The organism is Streptomyces sp. LE64, assembly GCF_052606915.1.
On sequence record NZ_CP199708.1, the window covers coordinates 5,633,918 to 5,655,461 of the forward strand.

Consider the following 21,544-nt stretch of genomic DNA (forward strand, 5'->3'; position numbering starts at 1 on the left):
GCCCGGTCGCGAAGATCGAAGTTGCTGGGCAAAGGGACTCCGGTGGTCAGTAATGAGCAAAACTTGGAAGATCCCCATGGCAAAGTCGAATTGCCTTTGCACACAATGCCGTTCAGATCAGTCCTGAAGGGTGACGTGCGCAGTGCGACGCACTCTCGGCGGTCCCCCGGGCGCGAAGCGGGGCCGGCCGCCGGGCGACCGGCGAGGGGAACCGAACCATTCATGACCACGACACGTGCCGCGAAGTCCACCGGGGCGACCGCCCCCGGGCCGGTCACCCGGGCGGCCACCGGACCGACCCGCACCCCCGGGAGCGGCCCCGGCACCCCGCCGGCCCCGCCCCGCTCCGCGCGGGAGGGCCGGTGATCCAGAACCACGGCGCCCCCACGCCCCAGCGCGTCACGTCGATGCCTCCGGCCCCGCCGATCGACTTCTCGGCGTTCCACCAGATGCACCGCCCGGCCTACCTCCGCTACGCCCGGGCCTTCTTACGCAACCACGCGGACGCCGAAGAGGCCGTCGACGCCGCCTTCGAACGCTTGCTGACCAAGTGGGTGCAGGTCCTGAGCAGCGACAGCCCCGACCGGTACGCCTGGGCCGTGCTGCGCAACCAGGTCGCCGACCACTACCGGCGGGCCCGTCCGCGCCTCCAACCCCTCGACGAGGCCGCCTTCGAGACCGTCGCCCTGCGCGCCACGGTCGATCCGATCGCCCAACTGGAGGAGTCCCTCACCTTGATGAGGGCCATCCGTCAACTCCCGGAACGGCAGCAGGACGTGACCGTGCTGCGCTACCTCCTCGACCTGCCGGTGGAGCGCATCGCCTACGAACTCGGCATCTCCCAGGCCGCCGTCCGCTCCAGCGACCGGCACGCCCGGCGCAGGCTGCGGGAGATCCTCGGGCCCGACCGCTCCACCATGGAGGGACGCTCCGGTGCGTGACGACCTGCTGGACCGGCTCTCCCGTGCCCGCCTCGTCGACGACGGTCCCTGCACCACCGCGGACATCGCCGCGGCGGAGGTCCGCATCGCCGCCAGGTCGGCCGCCCTGCCCGAGGCGCGCCCGCCGGGGGAGGGCAGGGCCGCGCGGGGTGACGCCCGGCGGGCCGCCGCGCTCCGACTGACCACCCTCTGCGAGACGGTCGTCACCCATGCCGCACTCGGTCGGCTGCGCCACTTCCTCGCCCGGGCGATGCCCGAACCGGACGGGGCGCTGCTGCTCGGCTGCCTCCTCCAGTTGGCGGAGGGCGAGGGCGGGGAGGAGGCCGCACGGTTCTGGTGGCAGTACGCCGCGGGGGCCGGGGAGCCGACTGCCGTCTCCTGTCTGTACCTCCACCACCTGGCGCTGGGGGAGGAGGCCCCCGCCAGTTGGTGGTACGTCCAGCAGCAGCGCCCGCTACGGGCTTCGGAGCCGATTCCTGTACGACGCATCTCGGCCGAACTGCCGGACGACCTCAGACACTTCGATGCCGCCGACGCCAGCCTCGACACCACGCTACGGGTGTTGAACGCGCTACGGGTGAGCGCCGATTGGCGGGTGCCGGCCGTGGTCGACGCGGTCCTGGATTACGTGTCCGCCGCTGTGGCGTGGGTCGACGAGGACGTCGAACTTCCGCTTCCGGAACCGGGATTCACCGACCGCATACGCCATCTGACCAGCGAACCCGTCGTCCAGGGGGGTGGGCGCGGGGAATCCGACCTCCCCGCGCGGCGGCGTCGCGCCCACGGCGGTGTGGCCACGGCCCACCGCGGTGGAGGGGGGCGCTGAGCCGGGCTTCCGGACCGAGCGGCTCCGGGCCGCCGTGCGCGGGTTCCGGCAGCGAGGCCGTACGGGTGTCCGTCGGTCGATGGATCACCCGGTCGCCGTCGTGCCACTGGTACCGGGCCGGCGGGCGTGGCAGCGTGGGCGGGTCAACTCGACACGGACGGACGAGAAGTCCTCGCCCGACAGGGAAAGGGATGAGTGCCCGATGGCGCTAGGCACGGAGACGGTGTACTTCAGCGCGACCCATACGGAGCACGGCCTTCCGCCGGGCCACCCGTGTGCGGGTGTGGCGCACAGCCACCTGTGGATCGTCACCCTGGAGACGGTCCTGCCCGACGAGAGCCCGGACGGGATGCCACCGGACGGGACGGAATCGGCGAGGGCCGCGTGTGCGGAGTTCGCCCGGTGGGCCCGACGGAGCCTGGACGACGCCCACCTCAACGAGGTGGCGGACGAGCTGCGGCACCGGGCCGGCCCGGACGAGCTGGCCCGCTGGGTCTACGCGCAGTGGTCCGCCCGGCTGCCGTTGCGTGAGGTGCGGGTCCACGGCCCCTACAGCGGACGGTGCGGCGCGGCCGTGCTGACCTCCTGAGCGCGCGCGGCACCGGGCTCGGCCCGGTGCCGCGCCCCGTCCCGCCACCACCTGCGAGAATGGTGCATACGCAAGCAAATGCAGGTGTGAGGAGAGATCGTGGTGGCGCAGTCGGAGCGGGTGGTGTCCCGGGGGTTCAAGGTCGGGGTGTGGCGGGCCTACATGGAGGTCAACCACCAGGTGCTGACCGCCATCGAGCGGGCGCTCGCGGACCGGCACCGCCTGTCGATCAGCGAGTTCGACGTCCTGGTGAACATTCCGCTGGCCGGGACCCGGCTCAAGGACCTCAAGGAGCGGGTCGTCCTCACCCAGAGCGCGCTCAGTCGCCTGTTCGACCGGCTCGCCCAGCGCGGACTGCTGGCCCGCAGCCCGCTGGAGGAGGACCAGCGCGGCGCGATGATCACCCTGACCGAGGAGGGGCGCAAGCTGCTGCGCGCCGCGGTCCGCACCAATGCCGAGGTGGTCGAGCGGACCTTCGCCGGCAAGCTGACCGACGACGAGTTGCGCACCCTGGACGCCCTGGTGGCCCGGCTGAAGGCGCCCGAGGTCTCCGAGGGCTGACCCCCGTCATGTGACTCAGATCACTCCGTGCGGGGGTGAGGGGCGGGAATGGGGGGCGTCCGTTCTGGGTTATGGTGCTTGCGCAAGCAACAAAAAGCGCGACAAGCCGGGGCCGTCCCCACGGCCCGACCCCCAAGGAACGGGAAGACATGAGCAGCAACAGCTACCTCACCGACCGGCTGACCCCCGAGAACACCGGGATCCTGCTGGTCGACCACCAGGCGGGTCTCATCCTCGGCGTCCAGGACCACGACCAGAACGAGGTCCGCCGCAACGCCCAGGCGCTCGCCCGCACCGCCAAGGTCTTCGGCCTCCCGATCGTGGCCACCACCTCCGCGCCGCAGGGTCCCAACGGGCCGCTCCTGCCGGAACTGGTCGCCGAACTGCCCGAGGGTGCGCCGATCATCCACCGCAGCGGCGAGGTCGACGCCTTCGACGACCCGCGGTTCGACGAGGCCGTCCGTGCGATGGACCGCCCCAACCTGATCATCGCGGGCGTCATCACGGACGTGTGCTTGATGTTCGCCTCGCTCTCCGCCCTCGGCCGTGGCTACCACGTGCACGCCGTGACGGACGCCTCCGGCACCACCAACAAGCTGGCCCGCGAGACCTCGCTGCTCCGCCTCCAGAACGCGGGCGCGACCCTCAACAGCACGGTCGGCGTCATCTCCGAACTGCTGCGGGACTGGAAGAACCCCGGCGGCCCCGGCACCGCCGACATCTTCAGCAGCCTGGCCATGCCGTTCTACGGCGCGGTCGTCGCCAGCCACTCCTCCGCCAGCGGCGGACAGGGCTGAACGGGACCGCACCCTCCTCGGGAACCCCGCTCGTGGGTGACGGGGACTCCCGAAAAGGCCGGTGGCCCGGGCGGAAGGACTCCGCCCGGGCCACCGGTCCGTTCCGGGTCAGCCCTCGGTCCACCCGTGGTTCTTGCCGAACTGGAGCAGCCCGCGGCGGACCGCGAGGATCTGCTCCCCGGTCAGCGAGGGCGCCGCGGACAGCAGGACCTCGGTCACGTCGTGGAGGAACTCCTCCGACGTGAGCACGTCACACAGCGAATCGTCGTCCACTTGTACCTGGCGCGCGACACCGGCGCCGCCGCTGCGCACCGGGATCGGTACGACCGCTCCCTCGGCGAGCCGCACGTCCGACGCCTTGGGGCCGCGCTCCCCTTCCTCGATCTCGAATTCGACCGCGAGTCCCGGACGCACCTGCTGTTCCGGCATCAACAGGTCGTTGACGTGCATGAACACGTCTTCCCCACCGAGATCCGGAGCGATGAATCCGTAACCGCGCAAACCGTCGAACCGCACCACACGACCGGCAACCATGCCGTCACCCCCACAGAAAACCGGGCCACATGCCCGGTAGGAACACCACAGGTCACGAAGCCTACGCGAGCCGCCCTGCCCACACCAGTACCCCGCTGCCCGGTCGCGGCGCCGCCGGCGGCCCGGCGCGGTTTCAGTCCTCCGGGTGCAGCAGTCCGCGTTCGTAGGCCCGCACCAGTCGTTGCGGTACGCGGTGGACGGCGCCGTCGACGGTGATCGGCACCAGCTGCTGCGGGCTCGCCTTCCACTGTGCCCGGCGGTGGCGGGTGTTGCTGCGGGACGTCTTGCGCTTGGGGACTGCCACGGAAACCTCCTGGTCGGGAACGCCCTCGACGCTATATGAAAACGGTAATCAATACCAATGGTGGGGGGTGTGGGTGGGGCCCTTGCCCGTCGACCGACCGTTCGGTTAGCTTGCGGTGCGCCCGGCACCCCGCCGCACCCCCGCCGGGTTCCGTCCCGCCGTGAGGAGTCCGCCCATGTCCGACGAGGTGTTCCTGGTCGACGGTGCCCGCACCCCCCAGGGGCGCTACGGCGGCGTCCTGGCCACCGTCCGCCCCGACGACCTGGCCGCCCTGGTGGTCGGGGAGGCGGTCCGCCGGGCCGGCGTCCCCCCCGAAGCCGTGGACGAGGTGGTCCTCGGCGCCGCCAACCAGGCCGGCGAGGACAACCGGAACGTGGCCCGGATGGCCGTGCTGCTCGCCGGCCTCCCCGCGACCGTGCCCGGCTACACCGTCAACCGGCTCTGCGCCTCCGGGCTGACCGCGGTGGCCTCCGCCGCCCAGGCCGTCCGATCAGGGGAGGCCGACCTGGTCGTCGCGGGCGGAGTGGAGTCGATGACCCGGGCCCCCTGGGTGATGGCCAAACCCGGTACCCCCTGGGCGTCCCCCGGCCCGCTCCACGACACCTCGCTGGGCTGGCGCTTCACCCATCCGCGCTTCACCGAAGCCGATCGCGCGGTGCCCGCCGGCGCGGGCCCCGAGGCCGTGCGGGTCACCCTGCCGATGGGGGAGACCGCCGAGGAGGTCGCCGCCGCGGAGGGCATCACCCGCGCCGACTCGGACGCCTTCGCGCTCCGCAGCCACCAGCGGGCCGTCGCGGCCCGGGAGGCCGGGCGCTTCACCGCGGAGATCGTGCCGGTGCCGGTCGCGGACACCACGGTGACCTCGGACGAGGGCCCCCGCCCCACCTCCACCCTGGCGAAGCTGGCGGCCCTGCGCCCCGCCTTCCGCCCGGACGGGGTGGTCACCGCCGGCTCCGCCTCGCCGCTGTCCGACGGCGCCGCGGCCCTGGTCGTGGCGAGCGGCGCCGCCGTCCGCAGGTACGGACTGTCCCCCCGGGCCCGGGTGGTCACCTCCGCCGCGACCGGCGTCCCCCCGCAGCTGATGGGGATCGGCCCGGTGCCCGCCACCGTGAAGGCGTTGGCCCGGGCCGGGCTGCGCACCGACGACCTGGGGGCCGTCGAGGTGAACGAGGCGTTCGCCGTTCAGACCTTGGCCGTGATCCGACGGTTGGGGCTGGAGGAGGAACGGGTGAACGCGGACGGCGGGGCCCTCGCCCTGGGGCATCCGCTCGGCGCCTCCGGCGCCCGGGTCCTGCTCACCCTGCTGGGCCGACTGGAGCGGGAGCGGGCCCGGTACGGGCTGGCCACGCTCTGCGTGGGCGTCGGACAGGGCGTCGCGCTGCTGGTGGAGCGCGTCTGAACCCCGGCCCGGCGGGGTTCAGACGGTCGGCCGGACGAACTCCGGCTGGTCGAGCACCCGCAGCCAACTCCCGTCCGGCTGACGCCTGACGACCTGGGCCCGGGCGGACCGGCTCTCCGCCCGCCGCCCGCTCGTCGACGTCGAGACGCCGGCGCTGCTCGCACTGGTCTGGAAGAACGGCCACCACCCCGCGGTGCGGGTGGCGCTCGGCCACCTCCGGCGGTCCTTCGCCGTCACCGACCGCGCCGGAGGGGAGCAGCCGTGACGGCCGCGGTCAGGGCAGGTACCCGGCCCGCCGGGCCGCCACCACCGCCTCCCCCCGGGTGGACGCCCCCAACTTGCGCATGGTGGAGCGCAGATACGCCTTCACCGTCTCGGGACGCAGTCCCAGCCGCTCCGCGACAGCGGCGTTGGTCGCCCCCGAGGCGAGACAGCCGAGGACGTCCACCTCACGCGCGGTCAACCCCGACTCGGGGCGGCGACCGTTGTCGGCACCGCCGGTCAACAGGCCGCATGCGGCCAGGAGTTCGGCCCGCAGTCCCGGATCGGTGATCCGCGGGGCGAGCGCGCGCAGCGCGCCGTGCGCCTCCCGCACCTGCTCCCACGCCGCGGCCCGGGCCCCGTCCGGGTCGCCGCGGGTCGCCCCGGCCGAGGTCAACAGCGAACGCGCCTCGTCCTGGACCACCAACGCCTGCTCCACGTCGCGGGCCGCCGCGACCGCCGCGCCGAGCGTCCGGTCGCCCAACGGTTGCGCCGCCCGCAGCGCCCCGTACAGCACGCCCCGGACCCGTCGGCGCACCACGACCGGCACCGCCAGCACCGCGTGCAGGCCCTCCTGCCGGACCGCCTCGTCGTACTCGTGACTGATCTGGCGCGAGGCGCGGTAGTCGGTCACCGCGCAGGGGCGGGTGCGGGCCAGCGCCTTGCCGCCCAGACCGTTGCCGAGGGAGACCACCAGCGCCCGCAGCGATGCCGTGGCCGTGCCCGACAACTGCTGGATGCGCATCTGCCGTCCGCCCGCCTCGATCAGCCCGCCGAAGGCGACCGGCAACCCGGTCGTCCGGCGCAACCGCAGCAGCGCCGCCCCGATCTCGGCCGCGTCCGTCCTCGTCGTCGTCACCGGTCCGTCCGCCTCCCGCTCGGCCGTTCCCGCACACGGCTCGCCACCACCCCCGTTCGGGGGTAGTGAGACCTGTATCACGGATTCCAGGATGGTAGGCAGGGGACGCACGCGAAGGGGGCGCCCGGGCGCCCCACCTGCCGCTGCCCGTGACGTCCGTGAGCGAAGGAGGCCAGGTTGACCCCGACCACCGCCACCGGGGAGTTCCGTGCCGCGCGGGATTTCCTGTTGCGCCACCGTGCGGATCTCGCCGCCGCCCGGGAGGGCTTCGTCTGGCCCCGCCCCGCCCGCTTCAACTGGGCCCTCGACTGGTTCGACGTGATCGCCGAGGGCAACGACCGCGTCGCCCTGCACATCGCCGAGGAGGACGGCCGGCAGGAGCGGACCACCTTCGCCGAACTGTCGCGCCGCTCCGCGCGGATCGCCAACTGGTTGCGCTCCCGGGGCGTCGCCGCCGGAGACCGCGTCCTGGTGATGCTCGGCAACCAGACCGAACTGTGGGAGACCGCGCTCGCCGCGATGAAGCTGCGTGCCGTCGTCATCCCCGCCACCCCGCTGCTCGGCCCCGCCGACCTCGCGGACCGGGTGCTGCGCGGCCGGGTCCGCCATGTGATCACCCGATCGGCGGACACCGCGAAGTTCGCCGACGTCCCCGGCGCGTTCACCCGGATCGCGGTCGGCGAACCGGTCCCGGGCTGGCTGGCGTACGCGGACGGGAAGGCCGCGCCCGCGCACTTCGAGCCGGACGGGGAGACCCTCGCCGACGACCCGCTGATGCTGTACTTCACCTCCGGTACCACCGCCCGCCCCAAGCTCGTCGAGCACACCCACGTCTCGTACCCCGTGGGCCACCTCTCCACCATGTACTGGATCGGACTGCGCCCCGGTGACGTCCATCTGAACGTCTCCTCGCCCGGGTGGGCCAAGCACGCCTGGTCCAACCTGTTCGCCCCGTGGAACGCCGAGGCCACCGTCTTCGTGCACCAGTACGCGCGCTTCGACGCGACCCGACTGCTGGCCCAGATGGACGCGGCGGGGGTCACCACCTTCTGCGCCCCGCCGACCGTGTGGCGGATGCTCGTCCAGGCCGACCTGAACGCGCTCCGCACCCCGCCGCGCGAAGCGGTGGCCGCCGGGGAGCCGTTGAACCCCGAGGTCATCGAGCGGGTCCGCAGTGCCTGGGGGGTCACCGTCCGCGACGGCTTCGGCCAGACCGAGACCGCCGTCCAGATCGCCAACACCCCGGGCCAACGGGTCGTGCCCGGCTCGATGGGACGCCCGGCCCCCGGCTACCGGATCGTGCTGCTGGACCCGGTCACCGGCGAACCCGGCGCGCAGGAGGGGGAGATCGCCGTCGACCTCGCCGACCGGCCGGTCGGCGTCATGGCGGGCTACCACGGCGATCCCGAGCGCACCGCCGAGGCCATGTCCGGCGGCTACTACCGCACCGGGGACATCGGCCGCCGCGCCGCCGACGGCCGTCTGTCGTTCGTGGGTCGAAGCGACGAGGTCTTCAAGGCGTCGGACTACAAGATCAGTCCCTTCGAGCTGGAGAGCGCGCTCCTGGAGCACGAGGCCGTCGTCGAGGCCGCCGTCGTCCCCGCCCCCGACCCGCTGCGGCTGGCCGTCCCCAAGGCGTACGTGGTGCTCGCCGAGGGGTACGTCCCCGGGCCCGAGACCGCGGCCCTGCTGTTCGCCCACTCGCGTGCGGTGCTCGCCCCGTACAAACGGGTGCGGCGGCTGGAGTTCGCCCCGCTGCCCAAGACCGTCTCCGGCAAGATCCGTCGGGTGGAGCTCCGGGAGGCCACCGCGCACGGGTCCGCCACCGAGTACCGGGAGGAGGACGTCCGGTGACGACGGACGCGCCGCCGTCCTACGCGCACGGCACCGACCCCACCCCGTTGCTCGGGGACACCATCGGCGAGAACCTCGACCGCGCGGTGGCCGCCTTCGCGGACCGGGAGGTCCTGGTGGACCTGGCCTCCGGCCGCCGCTGGACCTACGCGCAGTTCGACGCGGACGTGAACCGGCTGGCCCGCGGGCTGCTCCTGCGGGGCGTGCTGAAGGGGGACCGGGTCGGCATCTGGGCGGGCAACTGCCCGGAGTGGCTCTTCGTCCAGTACGCGACGGCCCGGATCGGCGCGGTCATGGTGAACGTCAACCCCGCCTACCGCGCCCACGAGTTGGCGTACGTGCTGCAACGGTCCGGGGTGTCCGTGCTGATCGCCGCCACCGGCCACCGGACCGCCGACTACCGGGCGTTGGTCCGGGAGCGCGAGGGCGACTGTCCGCAGCTGCGGACGACGGCGTTCATCGGGGAGCTCTCCTGGGAGGAGCTGCTGGTCGGGCCCGACCCCGACCTCGACGAGGAACTCCGACTCCGAGCCGGGGAGTTGAGCTGCGACGACCCGGTCAACATCCAGTACACCTCGGGCACCACCGGCTTCCCCAAGGGGGCCACCCTCTCCCACCACAACATCCTCAACAACGGTTACTGGGTGGGGCGTACCATCGGCTACGACGAACGGGACCGCATCTGCGTGCCGGTGCCGTTCTACCACTGCTTCGGCATGGTGATGGGCAACCTCGCCGCCACCTCGCACGGCGCCTGCGTGGTCATCCCCGCGCCCTCCTTCGACCCGGTGGCCACCCTCCAGGCCGTGGAGCGGGAGCGCTGCACCGCCCTGTACGGGGTGCCGACGATGTTCGTCGCCCAACTGAACCTCGCCGACTTCGCCCTCTACGACCTCTCCTCGCTGCGCACCGGGATCATGGCCGGTTCGCCCTGCCCGGTGGAGGTGATGCGCCGGGTGGTCACCGAGATGCACATGGCCGAGGTGGCGATCTGCTACGGGATGACGGAGACCTCCCCGGTGTCCACCCAGACCCGCCGGGACGACGACCTCGAACGGCGCACCGGCACCGTCGGCCGGGTCCTGCCGCACACCGAGGTCAAGATCGTGGACCCGGCGAGCGGGGTGACCCTGCCGCGCGGCGAGCCCGGTGAACTGTGCACCCGCGGCTACGGGGTGATGCTCGGCTACTGGGGCGACCCCGAACGCACCGCGGAGGTCATCGACCGGGGGCGCTGGATGCACACCGGCGACCTGGCGGTGATGCGCCCGGACGGCTACGTGCAGATCGTCGGACGCATCAAGGACATGATCATCCGAGGCGGTGAGAACGTCTACCCGAGGGAGATCGAGGAGTTCCTGCACGGTCATCCCAAGATCGCGGACGTCCAGGTGGTCGGGATCCCGGACGAGCGCTACGGCGAGGAGGTGCTCGCCTGCGTGATCCTGCGTGACCCCGTGGACCCGCTCACCCTGGAGGAGGTGCGCGCGTACTGCCGCGACCGGCTCGCCCACTACAAGGTCCCGAGCCGGCTGCGCCTCCTCGACGCCTTTCCGCTGACGGCCAGTGGAAAGGCGCGCAAGGTCGAACTCCGCGAGCGCTTCGCGGAGTGACGGTCGTCCGGGCCCCGTGTCGGCGCGGGGCCCGGACCTCTTCCCGGGTTCGGCTCAGGCTCCGGTGGAGACCAGTTCCTCGGCCGGTCCGTTGACCGGTCGGGGCACCCCGGTGAGGTCCACCACGAACAGCGGGACCCCCAGCGCGTCGGCGCGTTCGGGGACGCCGTCCTCGTACCCGGAGAGGGCGAAGTACGCGCAGCGCCGGGCCTCGGCGAGGGCGGCCAGCCAGAGGCACTCGACGTCCCGCAGGGTGACCACCCGCACGGTCGGTTCGACCACGGCGGACAGGGCGTCGGCGGACAGGTGCACCCCGGACGCGGTCGGGGGCTCGGCCCGCCGGATGTCCCGGCAGCCCAGCCAGCGCAGGTACAGCGCGGTGACCGTCACCGCGTCCCGGGCGGAGCGGATCACGGTGGGCCGGAAGGCGGGGCGGGGAGTGGCCGCGGTCGCCGGCAGGGGGATGTGCGCGGGGTACCGGGGGCGTGCGCGCCGTTCCCGGCCGGTGCAGTCCCCGGGACGGGAGGCCGTCCGGTCCCGGTCGTCCGCGGCCGGGTCGGGTGCGGACGGTGCGGCCAGGGGCACCCGCAGCACGGCCCCGCAGACGCAGCCCAGTTCGGGCCGGGGCCAGGAGTCCGCGCGTCCGCAGGAGGGGCAGGGGACGGTGACCCAGTCCGCCGCCCAGGCGCGGTCGGTCACGTTCTCGGGCGTTCCGCCCGCGGCGACCCGCGGGGCGAGCGCCTCGCCGCACGGACAGGGGTAGGCGGTCGGGGTGAACCGGTGGTCGCGGCGGCAGATCGGGCACCGCACCGGCACGCTCTCGGTCATGACCTCTCCAGGGCGGGGCTCGATGGTCCGTGGGTGCCGTCGGGCGCACCGGCAGCCGGAGCCGACCCGTGAGCGTTCCCGGGCGGTACCTCGACGGCCCCTCCATCGTGCTCCACTCTCCCCCGCGCGCGCAGCACTTCACCCCATGCCCGTGGTCCTTTGACGCGCCGGGTTCACGCCCCCCGTCCGCTCCGCCCCGTCGTGCGTGGGGTGCCTGTGGCCCGGAGGGACTCCCGATGCTCGGCTGACAGATGGGGACGCTACATCATGCCCATGCCAGATGAGGTCCATGCCGCCCCGACCGGGTCGGGGCGGCGGGCCCGGAAGGGCCGGGGGAGCGGAGGCGGCGAGCGGAAAGGCGGAGGGGGGACGGACACCGCCGTGTCCGTCCCCCCTCCAGCGGGAACCTGGTCGGGGACCCGCGGTCTACACCGCCGGAGCGGGGAAGGTCGGGTACTCCACGCCGGAGACGTGCTGGACCACCCGGATGACCTGGCACGAGTAGCCGAACTCGTTGTCGTACCAGAGGTAGAGGATCGCGTTGTCGCCGTCGACCTTGGTGGCCCCGGCGTCCACGATCGAGGCGTGACGGGAGCCCACGAAGTCCATCGACACGGCGTCGGGGGCGGTGGTGAAGTCGATCTGACGCTTCAGCGGGGAGTGCAGCGAGACGTCGCGCAGGTGGTCGAGGACCTCCTCGCGGGTGGTCTCGCGGCCCAGCCGGAGGCTGAGGATCGCGATCGAGACGTCCGGCACCGGGACGCGGATCGAACTGCCGGTGATCGGGGCCTTGAGGTCCGGCAGCGCCTTGGCGACCGCGGAGGCGGCACCGGTCTCGGTGATGACCATGTTGAGCGGCGCGGAGCGACCGCGACGGTCGGCCTTGTGGTAGTTGTCCAGCAGGTTCTGGTCGTTGGTGAACGAGTGGACGGTCTCCACGTGGCCGCGCAGCACGCCGAACTCGTCGTCCATGGCCTTGAGCGGCGGGACGATGGCGTTGGTGGTGCAGGAGGCGCAGGAGAGGATCTGCTCGTCCGGCTTGATCGTGTCGTGGTTGACGCCGTGGACGATGTTGGGGACGTCGCCCTTGCCCGGGGCGGTGAGGACCACCTTGTCGATGCCCGGCCGCAGGTGCTGGCCGAGGCCCTCGCGGTCGCGCCACTTGCCGGTGTTGTCGATCAGGACGGCGTTCTTGATGCCGTACTCGGTGTAGTCGATCTCGGAGGGGTCGTTGGCGTAGATCACCCGGATCGCGTTGCCGTTGGCGATGATCGTGCTGTTCGCCTCGTCGACCGTGATGGTGCCGTTGAACTGGCCGTGGATCGAGTCCCGGCGCAGCAGCGAGGCCCGCTTGACGAGGTCGCTCTCGCCTCCCCCGCGCACCACGACCGCACGCAGGCGCAGCCCGTTGCCGGAGCCCGCCTTCTCGATCAGCAGCCGGGCCACCAGGCGGCCGATGCGCCCGAAGCCGTACAGGACGACGTCGCGTCCGGTGCCGCGCTCCAGCTTGTGCTCACCGGTGGCTCCGGCGACGGCCTGCGCGGTGAACTCCTCCACCGACAGGCCGCGGTCGTCGGCCTTGTAGGTGGCGGCGAGCATGCCGATGTCGATCTGGGAGGGCCCCAGGTCGAGCGTGGTGAGCGCCCGCAGGAACGGCGCGGTCTCGGTGACCGAGAGTTCCTCCCCGGCGATCTGCCGGGCGAAGCGGTGGGTCTTGAGGATGCTCACCACCGACTTGTTCACCAGGGAGCGGCTGTGGAGCAGGACGGTGACGTCGCGCTCCCGGTGCATCTTCCCGATGATCGGGATCATCGACTCCGCGATCTCCTCGCGGGTCTTCCAGTTGGTGAAGGAGTCCTCGTTGGCAGTCACGACAGTCACAGATTTATCTTTCGAGCTAGGCGGCGCTCATATGGTAACCACCTCGCGCTTTGATCGATCAAGGCTTGTCGATGGGTGAGGTGCCGTGACTCGGGTCACGATCTCAAGGGAGATGGGGTGCTTTGGTGGGTTTTACTATGATTTCCCGCGTCGTTCTTCCCCGGCGATCCGGGGCGCATCCGGAGCGCGGGCCGCTCAGCGCGCCACCACCCGTTCGTACACCTCGGTCGCCACCGCATGGGTGCTGCCCCGCGGGGCGGTGGCCAGCGGCCCGGGGGAGCGGGTCCACTCCTCCTCGACCGCGTACCAATCGGTCTGCACGGGAGCCCGGCCGGTGCGCAGCGCCTCGGCGAGGTCCGCGAAGTACCGCGACCACCGCTGCCGGTACAGCCCGCCGACCAGACCGGCCCACTCCCGGTTGCCGTAGTCCCGCAGCCCCGCGGCCGCCGCCCGGCGGGGTCCCCACACGGTGATCAGCGACAGCGCGTCGTAGGCGAGCCGCTCCCGTTCCGCCGCGTCACCGCCCCAGGAACGGGCCTCGGCGAGGTGCCGCCCCAGCAGGTGGGCCCCGTCCGTCGCCAGCAGCCGCTCCAACAGGTCCATCAGATCGAGCCAGTGCCCGCTGAGTGCCTCGAACCGCCCGGCGTCCCGGGCCTCGTACGCGGCCCTGACCTCCGGCAGGAGGGTACGGCTCCGATTGGCCAGGACCTGGCGCGCCACGTCCAGCAGGTCCCGCCGGTACGCCGAGGAGTTCCGCAGTCCCGGACGGACCTCCAACAGTTCGCCGAGCGCGGGGGCGAACTCCGCGGGGTCGTAGCGCACCGCCTTCGGCGACCAGCGGGCCGCCCGCACCGCGGTGAGCGAGGGACGGGCCCCGAACAAGCCGTCGGCGCCCTCGCTCCAGCCGTCCTCGCGGGTCGTCCCGTACACCGTTCGACGCAACCGGTCCCAGGCCGCCGCCGCCTTCGGGTCCGGCTCCCCGTACCGGGCGTGCGCCCACCGGGCGAACCAGTCGCGGAGGTCCGTCGGACCGTCCGACCAGGCGAGTTCGGAGAAGAGTTCGAAGGCCGCCGGGTTGTTGTCCGCCGCCTCCGGCAACAGGGCGGTGCCGCGCAGCGCACCGCCCGGCCGGGCCAGCCGCTCGGGGAACGCCCGCACCCACTCCCGCGCGTTCGCGCCGAGCACGGTGTGCCCGCCGAAGTTCCAGATCGAGCCGTACGCGTACGGGGTCCCGCCCCAGGCCGCCTCCCGGTCCTGCGCCGCGGCGAGCCGGTCGGCGACCCCGTCGACCACCAGCATGCCCTCCCGGTCGACCGCCTCGACGACCTCCCGCGGCGGGTTCGTCCGCCACCCGAGCGTCACCCACACCGCATCGGGGCGCGCCGCCCGCAGCGCCCGCTGCACCGCCCGGGCCGCCTCCCCGACCGGCACGTTCCCCGCGGTGCCCCCTTCGTGCAACAGGTCGGTCTTGAAGAACGCGGTGCTCCCGAAGACCTCCCGCTGCACCGCGTAGTACGCGGCGGCGACCCGCGCGAACACCCCGGTGCGCGGGTCCAGCCAGTCCGGCCGGTCGAAGCCGTACCACTCGCCCTGGGCGATGGTGCGCGCCCCGGGGTTGCGGTCCGCGAACCCCGGGGGCACCATCCCGGACCACCCCGGCAACACCGGCTCCATGCCCAGTTCGCGCAGCCGGTCGCAGATCCGCCGGCCCAGCGCGGCGCGCTCGCCGATCAGCCGGCGGGACGGCGGAGCCGGGAAGCCCGAGAGGTTCTGGAGCAGCCACCACGGCTGGTGGGCCGGCCCCGGGAGCCAGGCCCGCACCTCCTCCCCGGTGTACCCGAAGTCCTGGAAGACCCGGTGGTGCACCGCTTCGGCGCCCAGTTGGACGAAGACCCGGTTGTAGCCGTGCAGGGCGAGGACGTCCACCTCCCGCTCCCAGTAGGCCCAGTCCCGGTAGGCGCCGGTGTAGCCGTCGTTGGTGTCGTTGAGCGCGAAGCGGTGCGGCACCCGGGCCGTCCGCACGGTGTCGGCCGGGGGCGCCGGGAGCACCCGGGGCAGGTCGAGTTGCTCGCCCGCCCATCCGAGGTGCGCGTGCGCGGTGTGCTTGAGGTACCAGCGCAGCGCGGTGAGCCGGACGGCCGGCGTGGTGCCGGCGAGGACGATCCGCCCCCGCTCCCCAAAGACCCCGAACGCATCGGCCCCGCCGCGCTCCGCCGCTGCGGGCAGGGTGCGGAAGACGAACTGGTCGGCGTGGCGGGGCAGCAGCCGCCGGGCGGCCCGGGCGGCGGCTCCGTCCCCGTCGGCGGGTGCCGGGGCGCCCACCGACGGGGACGGGGCGAGGCCGGCGAGGGCGACACCGGTCGTCCCGAGGGCGGTGGCGCGGAGCAGGGCGCGGCGGGGCAGCGGCACGGTGCCTCCCAGGACGGTGTCGGGGTCGGCACCTGTGTAGCGGCTGTGCTCCCGTCGGGCGGGGAGCGCACGCCCGTGTCGTCGGGAAGGCAGGGCCCGCACCCGGCGGGTCCGCCCGTTCAGCCGCGGCGCGGCGAGGCGAGCAGGTGCCGACGGCCGCCGCTGCGCGGCTCGGTGTGCTCGCTCACCTGCCAGCCCGCCCCCTCCAGGGCCGCCGCGCAGGAGCGGAGCCCGGCCGGGTCCGCCGCGTGCACGCCCACCGCCTCCGGCTGGGCGGAGGCCACCACCCGGTAGCCGGGGCCCTCCCCGGTCTCCGGTACGCAGCCGGCGGCCTCCAGCGCGAGGGCCGCGGCCGGTACCAGATGCGCCCGCTCCCAGGCACAGGGCCGGTCGGTCGCGCCGTCCGCCCGGGTCATCCGCCGCAGCTCCAGCAGCCCCGTCCAGGCGCTGGCCACCTCACGGGCCCGACGGGCGCCCCCGCGGTCCGGTGCGTCCCCGCCGATCCGGGCCGCGAACACCGCCGGCGGCGGCGCGGGCGCCGCGGCCGGCGCCGGGGCGGGCTCCTGGGGGAGGGTCCACCGGCGGCCCGCCGGGGTGAGGAACCAGTCGTGCGGGGGCCGGGGGTGTCGGAAGGCGAGCCCCAGCCGACCGAGGGCGGCGAGTCGTGCCGCGGTGCCGCGCAGCCGCCCGGTCACGGGATCGGCCGCCGCGATGAGGCGGCGCTGGGCCGCGGTCGGTGTCCGGTCCACGCCTGGCCTCCCCAACTCGCAGCGCCGGTGGCCCCCTGCCCCGTCCCCCGCTCCGGTCAGCCTAGTACCGCGGGGGCCGGTCCGTTCCGTCCACTGCCCGGCCCCACGCGCCGGGCGGGGGATCCGTGCCCTCGGCGCCCACGAAGCCGCCTTCGTAGGCCGCGATCACCGCCTGGGTACGGTCCCTGGCACCGGTCTTGGCCAGCACGGCCGCCACGTGCGACTTCACCGTGGCGTGGCCCACCGCCATCCGCCCGGCGATCTCCGCATTGGTCAGCCCGGTGGCCATCAACCGCAGCACCTGTTCCTCCCGTTCGGTGAGCCGTCCCGCCCACACCGGGGCCGTCGCCCTGCCGTGGGCCCGGGCCAGGGCCCGCACCGCCGCCGGGAACAGCAGCGAGTCCGTGGTCGCCACGAGACGCACCGCCTGCACCAACTGCTCGGGCTCGGCCCGCTTCAGGAGGAAGCCGGCGGCGCCGGCCCGCAGCGCCTCGTACACGTACGCGTCGTTCTCGAAGGTCGTGACCACCACGATGCGGGGCGGGGCCGTCATGGTGGCGAGGATGCGTTCGGTGGCGCGGATGCCGTCGACCTCCGGCATCCGCACGTCCATCAGCACCACGTCCGGCCGCGCGGCCCGGCCCTAGCGGACGCCGCTCCCCGGGGCCGCCCCCCGCACGGACCCGGCGCAGGGCCCGTCCTCGACGACGCGGACCTCAGGGCCTGACGTTCCATCCGGCGACGACCGGGCGGCCGTGCTCCGTGCTGAGCCGGCACACCGTTCCGGTGGCGAGTTGGAACAGGGCGCCGTGCGAGGCGGGCAACCCCAGGCGTCGTGCGGTCAGCACCCGGAGGAAGTGGCCGTGGGCCACCAGGACCACGCTGCCCTCAAGGTTGGCGAGCGCGGCATCGGCCCGGGCCAGCATCCGGTCCGCCCGCGCGCCCACCTCCTCGGGACTCTCGCCGGGGTGCTCGGGCGGACCGGCGGTCACTCCGTCGTCGAACAGGAACCAGCCGGGGCGGGTGCGGTGGATCTCCACCGTGGTCAGGCCCTCGTAGCCGCCGTAGTCCCATTCCCGCAGGTCCGGGTCGACGTGCACCTCGGGCAGTCCGGCCAGTTCGGCGGTCTGCCGGGCCCGTTGCATCGGACTGCTGAGGGTGCACGCGATCCGGTGCGAGGTGAGCAGCGGGGCCAGCGCCCGGGCCTGTGCGCGACCGTTCGCGGTGAGCGGGAGGTCGGTCCAGCTGGTGTGCTGTCCGGACAGCGACCACGCGGTCTCCCCGTGCCGGACCAGAAGAAGATCACCCATGGGCCCTTGATACCACCGGCCGGGCCGGGGGAGCGCACCGGCGGGCGCCGCGGGTCACTGGCGGTACCCCGCGAGGAACCGTCCGATCCGGCTGATCGCGGCGTCCAGGTCGTCCACGTGGGGCAGGGTGAGGATGCGGAAGTGGTCCGGGCGCGGCCAGTTGAAGCCGGTGCCCTGCACGACCTGGATCTTCTCCCGCAGCAGCAGGTCCAGCACGAACTTCTCGTCGTCGTGGATCGGGTACACCTCCGGGTCGAGCCGGGGGAAGGCGTACAGGGCGCCCCGGGGCTTGACGCAGGACACCCCGGGGATCTCGTTGAGCTTCTCCCAGGCGCGGTCGCGCTGCTCCCGCAGCCGTCCGCCGGGCGCCGTCAGCTCGCGGATGGACTGCCGTCCGCCGAGCGCCGCCTGGATGGCGTACTGGGCCGGCGCGTTGGCGCACAGCCGCATGGAGGCCAGCATGGCCAGGCCCTCCAGGTAGCTGCGGGCGTGCTGGCGGGGGCCGCTGACGACCAGCCAGCCGGAGCGGAAGCCCGCCACCCGGTAGGTCTTGGACAGCCCGCTGAAGGTGAGCACCACCAGGTCGGGCGCGAGGGCGGCGGCGGTGTGGTGCACGGCGTCGTCGTAGAGGATCTGGTCGTAGATCTCGTCGGCGAAGACCATCAGGTGGTGGCGGCGGGCGAGGTCGAGGACGCCCTCGACGACCTCCTTCGGGTACACCGCACCGGTCGGGTTGTTCGGGTTGATGAGGACGAGGGCCTTGGTCCGGTCGGTGATCTTGGCCGCCATGTCGGCCAGGTCCGGGTACCACTCGGCCTGTTCGTCGCACAGGTAGTGCACGGCCTTGCCGCCGGCGAGCGTGGTCACGGCGGTCCACAGCGGGAAGTCCGGTGCCGGCACGAGGACTTCGTCGCCGTCCTCCAGCAGGGCCTGCACCGCCATGGACACCAGCTCGGACACCCCGTTGCCGAGGAACACGTCGTCGACGTCGACCTCCAGGCCGAGCGCCTGGTACCGCTGGGCGACCGCGCGCCGGGCCGACAGGACGCCCCGCGAATCGGTGTAGCCGTGGGCCTGCGGAAGCATCCGGATCATGTCCTGGACGATCTCTTCGGGGGCTTCGAAGCCGAACAGCGCCGGGTTGCCGGTGTTCAGGCGCAGCACGCTGTGGCCCGCCTCCTCCAGGGCGTTGGCGTGCTCGATCACCGGGCCCCGGATCTCGTAGCAGACCTCGTTGAGCTTGCTCGACTGCCGGAACTCCATGCGCGGGCCTCCCAGACCGTGGGCGGACGTCGTCCGGTGGGACGGAGCCGGCGTCCTGTGTGGCGTGTTGCTTGGTTTTACCAAGCGTGAGCTTGGAAAGTCCAATGGCATGGCTAGACTGCGGCGCATGCCACGTCAGTTGCACGCCGCGTCGGGCCGTCCCCGACGCAGCTACGACCAGTACTGCGCCACCGCCCGGGCCCTGGACGCCGTGGGCGACCGCTGGACCCTGCTGATCGCGAGGGAGTTGCTCGCCGGACCCCGCCGCTACACCGACCTGCACGCCGACCTGCCCGGGGTCAGCACCGACATGCTGGCCTCCCGCCTCAAGGACATGGAACGCGAGGGCGTCGCCGAACGCCGACGACTGCCCGCCCCGGCCGCCGCCACCGTCTACGCCCTCACCGACCGCGGGCGCGCCCTGCTCCCCGTCCTCGACGCCCTCGCCGCCTGGGGCGGCCCCGCGCTCACCGACCCCGGGCCCACCGACGCCGTCCGCGCCCACTGGTTCGCCCTGCCGCTGCGCCGTCTGCTCGGCGCGCTGCCCACCGGGGGCGCGACCGGCCTCGTCGACGTCCGGGTGGACGAGGGCGAGTTCCACGTACGGGTCGGGGCCCTCCCCGTGGACGAGTGTCACGAGCCCTACGGGGACGGGCCCGCGCCGGGGGGTGCCGACACCCGGCTCGCCCTCTCCACGACCGTCTGCGCGGCGCTCGCCCGCGGTGACCTCTCCCTGGCCGAAGCGGTGCGGCGGGGAGAGGTCCGCGTGCACGGCACGGGGGAGGTCGCGGTGCTGCTGGGAGCTTCGACAGGCCCGTCCGGCCATCGCCCCGGATGAGGTGCGGGATCCCCCCCTGATTTTTCCAGCCATGTTCGGATCATTGCTCTGAGCTGGGGTGACCGGGTGTCAGCCGGAAGAAGTCCAGGCAACGGGCCCCGGGGTGGAGGATCTTTCCCCGCATCGCCTCCGCCGCGTCGGTGCCCGCGCCCTCCGGTGCCGCGGACCCGCCGCGGGCGGGCCCGAACGTGTCCGTATGACAGCCAACCGAAAACGTCCGTCTACTCCCGGCCGTCACTCCCCGGGTAGGCATGGTCACGGCGGCCCCGAACGTCCGGGGGCCGCCTCCACCATCCGTCTGGGGGTCTTCTGCCATGCCCGGAATCACTCGCCGTCAGGCCGTCGGGGCCATCACCGGCGTAGCCGCGGGAACCGCACTCGCCGGCGTCGCCACCGCCGTCGCCCACACCACCTCGACCGGCGACCGGAGCGGACCCGCCGCCGGCACCGGCGGCCCCGCGCCCTTCGACGAGGTCTACCGCGGCCGCCGCATCCAGGGCGAACCCGCCGCGGAGCACGCGCGCGCCCACGGCCACGCCGGACACCATTCCACCTACCGCGTCCTCATCGACGGCCGCGAACTCCAGGTGATGCAGCACGGGAAGAGCGGCTGGAGCAGCGCGATCAACCACTACGAACGGTTCGCCACCCCGCTCGACGCCGCCCGCACCGCGGTCACCTCGCTCAAGGGCGCCCACGTCGTCCCCTTCCACCCCGCCGTCTGAGCCCGGGAGCAGCCGCCATGACCGTACGCAAGAACCAGGCGAACCTCACCACCGCCGAGAAGAAGGCGTTCGTCGACGCCGTACTGGAGGTCAAGCGCCTCGGCGTGTACGACGAGTTCGTCGCCGCCCACCGCCTCCGCTTCGCCCTGGACATGAACACCGGGATATACGTCGGCCACTTCGGACCCTCGTTCCTGCCCTGGCACCGCAAGTTCCTCATCGACTTCGAGAACGAACTCCAGAAGGTGGACGCCTCGGTGTCCATCCCCTACTGGGACTGGACCGTCGACAACACCGTGGGCTCCTCGCTCTGGGCCCCCGACTTCCTCGGCGGCACCGGACGCCCCCTGGACGACCAGGTGATGGACGGACCGTTCGCGTACGCCGCCGGCAAGTGGCCGATCACCGTCCAGGTCGACAGCCGCCCCTTCCTCGCCCGCAACCTCGGCTACCGCGTCCCCACCCTCCCCACCAGAGCCGAGGTCGACGCCGCCCTCGCCCTCCCCACCTACGACTCCGCACCCTGGCGCGACGGTTCGGCGGGCTTCCGCTCCGCCCTCGAAGGCTCCGCCGGCTACCTGAGCATGCACAACCGGGTGCACACCTGGGTCTGGGGCCAGATGGAGTCGAGCGTCTCCCCGAACGACCCCGTGTTCTGGGTCCACCACGCGTTCGTCGACAAGCTCTGGGCCGACTGGCACGCACTCCACCCGAGCAGCGCCGAGTACCTCCCCGCCGGCGGCACGGTCGACGTCATCGACCTCAACGAGACGATGCCGCCCTGGACCAACGCGACCCCCCAGAGCGTGCTGGACCACACGCAGTTCTACACCTACGCCTGAGCGGCCGGGGCAACTCCACGGACCACTCGTGGAGATGCGGTGGAGGGGAGGGTAGGGTGACGCCATCCCGGCTCGTCCCACGACCACGGACGCCGTACCGCGACCGCCGCACCACCGGTCGCGGGAACGGAAGGACACCGGTCGGGCGGGCACGGGAGGGA

At 73.2% G+C, this 21,544-nt stretch carries 21 protein-coding genes and 2 pseudogenes; 12 read left to right on the forward strand and 11 right to left on the reverse strand.

Features of this window, described 5'->3' with window-relative positions:
• Nucleotides 1-222: 222 nt before the first annotated feature.
• From ACSMX9_RS25150 to ACSMX9_RS25175, 6 genes are all read left to right on the forward strand, one after another.
• A complete protein-coding gene (locus ACSMX9_RS25150) occupies nucleotides 223-366 on the forward strand; it encodes a hypothetical protein (protein ID WP_351239359.1) in 144 nt (47 codons plus the stop codon).
• Nucleotides 363-941, forward strand: coding sequence for a sigma-70 family RNA polymerase sigma factor (locus ACSMX9_RS25155; RefSeq protein WP_351239357.1), 579 nt, complete (start codon nucleotides 363-365; stop codon nucleotides 939-941). The genes ACSMX9_RS25150 and ACSMX9_RS25155 overlap by 4 nt, the downstream gene beginning before the upstream one ends.
• On the forward strand, nucleotides 934-1,767 hold the full coding sequence (locus ACSMX9_RS25160) for a hypothetical protein (protein WP_445397218.1): 834 nt from the start codon (nucleotides 934-936) through the stop codon (nucleotides 1,765-1,767). The genes ACSMX9_RS25155 and ACSMX9_RS25160 overlap by 8 nt, the downstream gene beginning before the upstream one ends.
• A 202-nt stretch (nucleotides 1,768-1,969) precedes the next feature.
• Nucleotides 1,970-2,356 (forward strand): 6-carboxytetrahydropterin synthase, encoded by a 387-nt coding sequence (locus ACSMX9_RS25165; protein ID WP_445397220.1) that lies wholly within the window; start codon nucleotides 1,970-1,972, stop codon nucleotides 2,354-2,356.
• Between the two features lie 99 nt (nucleotides 2,357-2,455).
• Nucleotides 2,456-2,917, forward strand: coding sequence for a MarR family winged helix-turn-helix transcriptional regulator (locus ACSMX9_RS25170; RefSeq protein WP_445397222.1), 462 nt, complete (start codon nucleotides 2,456-2,458; stop codon nucleotides 2,915-2,917).
• 149 nt (nucleotides 2,918-3,066) lie between these two features.
• Nucleotides 3,067-3,714: an isochorismatase family protein gene (locus ACSMX9_RS25175; protein ID WP_445397224.1), complete on the forward strand. Its 648-nt coding sequence runs from the start codon at nucleotides 3,067-3,069 to the stop codon at nucleotides 3,712-3,714.
• A gap of 108 nt (nucleotides 3,715-3,822) precedes the next feature.
• Here ACSMX9_RS25175 and ACSMX9_RS25180 read toward each other — a convergent pair whose 3' ends face one another.
• Complete coding sequence (locus ACSMX9_RS25180) at nucleotides 3,823-4,248, reverse strand: cold-shock protein (RefSeq protein ID WP_366115400.1); 426 nt, start codon at nucleotides 4,246-4,248, stop codon at nucleotides 3,823-3,825.
• 133 nt (nucleotides 4,249-4,381) lie between these two features.
• Nucleotides 4,382-4,552, reverse strand: a complete 171-nt coding sequence (rpmF, locus tag ACSMX9_RS25185) for a 50S ribosomal protein L32 (protein WP_445397227.1) — start codon at nucleotides 4,550-4,552, stop codon at nucleotides 4,382-4,384.
• 175 nt (nucleotides 4,553-4,727) lie between these two features.
• On the opposite strand from rpmF, the gene ACSMX9_RS25190 reads away from it, so the two are divergent.
• Entirely contained in the window at nucleotides 4,728-5,951 is a 1,224-nt protein-coding gene (locus ACSMX9_RS25190) for a thiolase family protein (RefSeq protein WP_445397229.1), read from the forward strand.
• 18 nt (nucleotides 5,952-5,969) lie between these two features.
• Here ACSMX9_RS25190 and ACSMX9_RS25195 read toward each other — a convergent pair.
• Both ACSMX9_RS25195 and ACSMX9_RS25200 read right to left on the reverse strand, forming a co-directional pair.
• Nucleotides 5,970-6,059 (reverse strand): annotated as a pseudogene (locus ACSMX9_RS25195) (DUF4440 domain-containing protein); the annotation flags it as partial.
• Between the two features lie 166 nt (nucleotides 6,060-6,225).
• Nucleotides 6,226-7,071: a response regulator transcription factor gene (locus tag ACSMX9_RS25200; RefSeq protein ID WP_445397231.1), complete on the reverse strand. Its 846-nt coding sequence runs from the start codon at nucleotides 7,069-7,071 to the stop codon at nucleotides 6,226-6,228.
• A gap of 177 nt (nucleotides 7,072-7,248) precedes the next feature.
• On the opposite strand from ACSMX9_RS25200, the gene ACSMX9_RS25205 reads away from it, so the two are divergent.
• Complete coding sequence (locus ACSMX9_RS25205; RefSeq protein ID WP_445397233.1) at nucleotides 7,249-8,925, forward strand: AMP-binding protein; 1,677 nt, start codon at nucleotides 7,249-7,251, stop codon at nucleotides 8,923-8,925.
• On the forward strand, nucleotides 8,922-10,538 hold the full coding sequence (locus ACSMX9_RS25210) for an AMP-binding protein (protein ID WP_445397235.1): 1,617 nt from the start codon (nucleotides 8,922-8,924) through the stop codon (nucleotides 10,536-10,538). The genes ACSMX9_RS25205 and ACSMX9_RS25210 overlap by 4 nt, the downstream gene beginning before the upstream one ends.
• A 54-nt stretch (nucleotides 10,539-10,592) precedes the next feature.
• On the opposite strand, the gene ACSMX9_RS25215 is transcribed toward ACSMX9_RS25210, so the two are convergent.
• The 7 genes and pseudogenes from ACSMX9_RS25215 to ACSMX9_RS25245 all read right to left on the reverse strand — a co-directional run bounded on the left by ACSMX9_RS25215 (nucleotide 10,593) and on the right by ACSMX9_RS25245 (nucleotide 18,978).
• Nucleotides 10,593-11,366 (reverse strand): hypothetical protein, encoded by a 774-nt coding sequence (locus tag ACSMX9_RS25215; protein WP_445397237.1) that lies wholly within the window; start codon nucleotides 11,364-11,366, stop codon nucleotides 10,593-10,595.
• A gap of 426 nt (nucleotides 11,367-11,792) precedes the next feature.
• On the reverse strand, nucleotides 11,793-13,238 hold the full coding sequence (locus ACSMX9_RS25220; protein WP_351239637.1) for a glyceraldehyde-3-phosphate dehydrogenase: 1,446 nt from the start codon (nucleotides 13,236-13,238) through the stop codon (nucleotides 11,793-11,795).
• A 204-nt stretch (nucleotides 13,239-13,442) separates the two neighbouring features.
• Nucleotides 13,443-15,656, reverse strand: coding sequence for an alpha-N-acetylglucosaminidase (locus ACSMX9_RS25225; RefSeq protein ID WP_445397239.1), 2,214 nt, complete (start codon nucleotides 15,654-15,656; stop codon nucleotides 13,443-13,445).
• A 119-nt stretch (nucleotides 15,657-15,775) separates the two neighbouring features.
• Nucleotides 15,776-16,405, reverse strand: coding sequence for a hypothetical protein (locus ACSMX9_RS25230; protein ID WP_445397241.1), 630 nt, complete (start codon nucleotides 16,403-16,405; stop codon nucleotides 15,776-15,778).
• A gap of 61 nt (nucleotides 16,406-16,466) precedes the next feature.
• Nucleotides 16,467-17,045 (reverse strand): annotated as a pseudogene (locus ACSMX9_RS25235) (response regulator); the annotation flags it as partial.
• Between the two features lie 76 nt (nucleotides 17,046-17,121).
• Nucleotides 17,122-17,715, reverse strand: a complete 594-nt coding sequence (locus ACSMX9_RS25240; protein ID WP_445397243.1) for a histidine phosphatase family protein — start codon at nucleotides 17,713-17,715, stop codon at nucleotides 17,122-17,124.
• 54 nt (nucleotides 17,716-17,769) lie between these two features.
• A complete protein-coding gene (locus tag ACSMX9_RS25245) occupies nucleotides 17,770-18,978 on the reverse strand; it encodes a pyridoxal phosphate-dependent aminotransferase (protein WP_351239325.1) in 1,209 nt (402 codons plus the stop codon).
• A gap of 109 nt (nucleotides 18,979-19,087) precedes the next feature.
• Here ACSMX9_RS25245 and ACSMX9_RS25250 point away from each other — a divergent pair, with 109 nt between their 5' ends.
• From ACSMX9_RS25250 to ACSMX9_RS25260, 3 genes are all read left to right on the forward strand, one after another.
• Nucleotides 19,088-19,816, forward strand: a complete 729-nt coding sequence (locus tag ACSMX9_RS25250; RefSeq protein WP_445397245.1) for a winged helix-turn-helix transcriptional regulator — start codon at nucleotides 19,088-19,090, stop codon at nucleotides 19,814-19,816.
• A gap of 314 nt (nucleotides 19,817-20,130) precedes the next feature.
• Nucleotides 20,131-20,541: an apotyrosinase chaperone MelC1 gene (melC1, locus tag ACSMX9_RS25255; RefSeq protein WP_445397247.1), complete on the forward strand. Its 411-nt coding sequence runs from the start codon at nucleotides 20,131-20,133 to the stop codon at nucleotides 20,539-20,541.
• Nucleotides 20,542-20,558: 17 nt separating this feature from the next.
• The gene (locus ACSMX9_RS25260; protein ID WP_445397249.1) at nucleotides 20,559-21,383 is read left to right on the forward strand and encodes a tyrosinase family protein; all 825 of its coding nucleotides are present in this window, start codon (nucleotides 20,559-20,561) and stop codon (nucleotides 21,381-21,383) included.
• Nucleotides 21,384-21,544 lie beyond the last annotated feature (161 nt).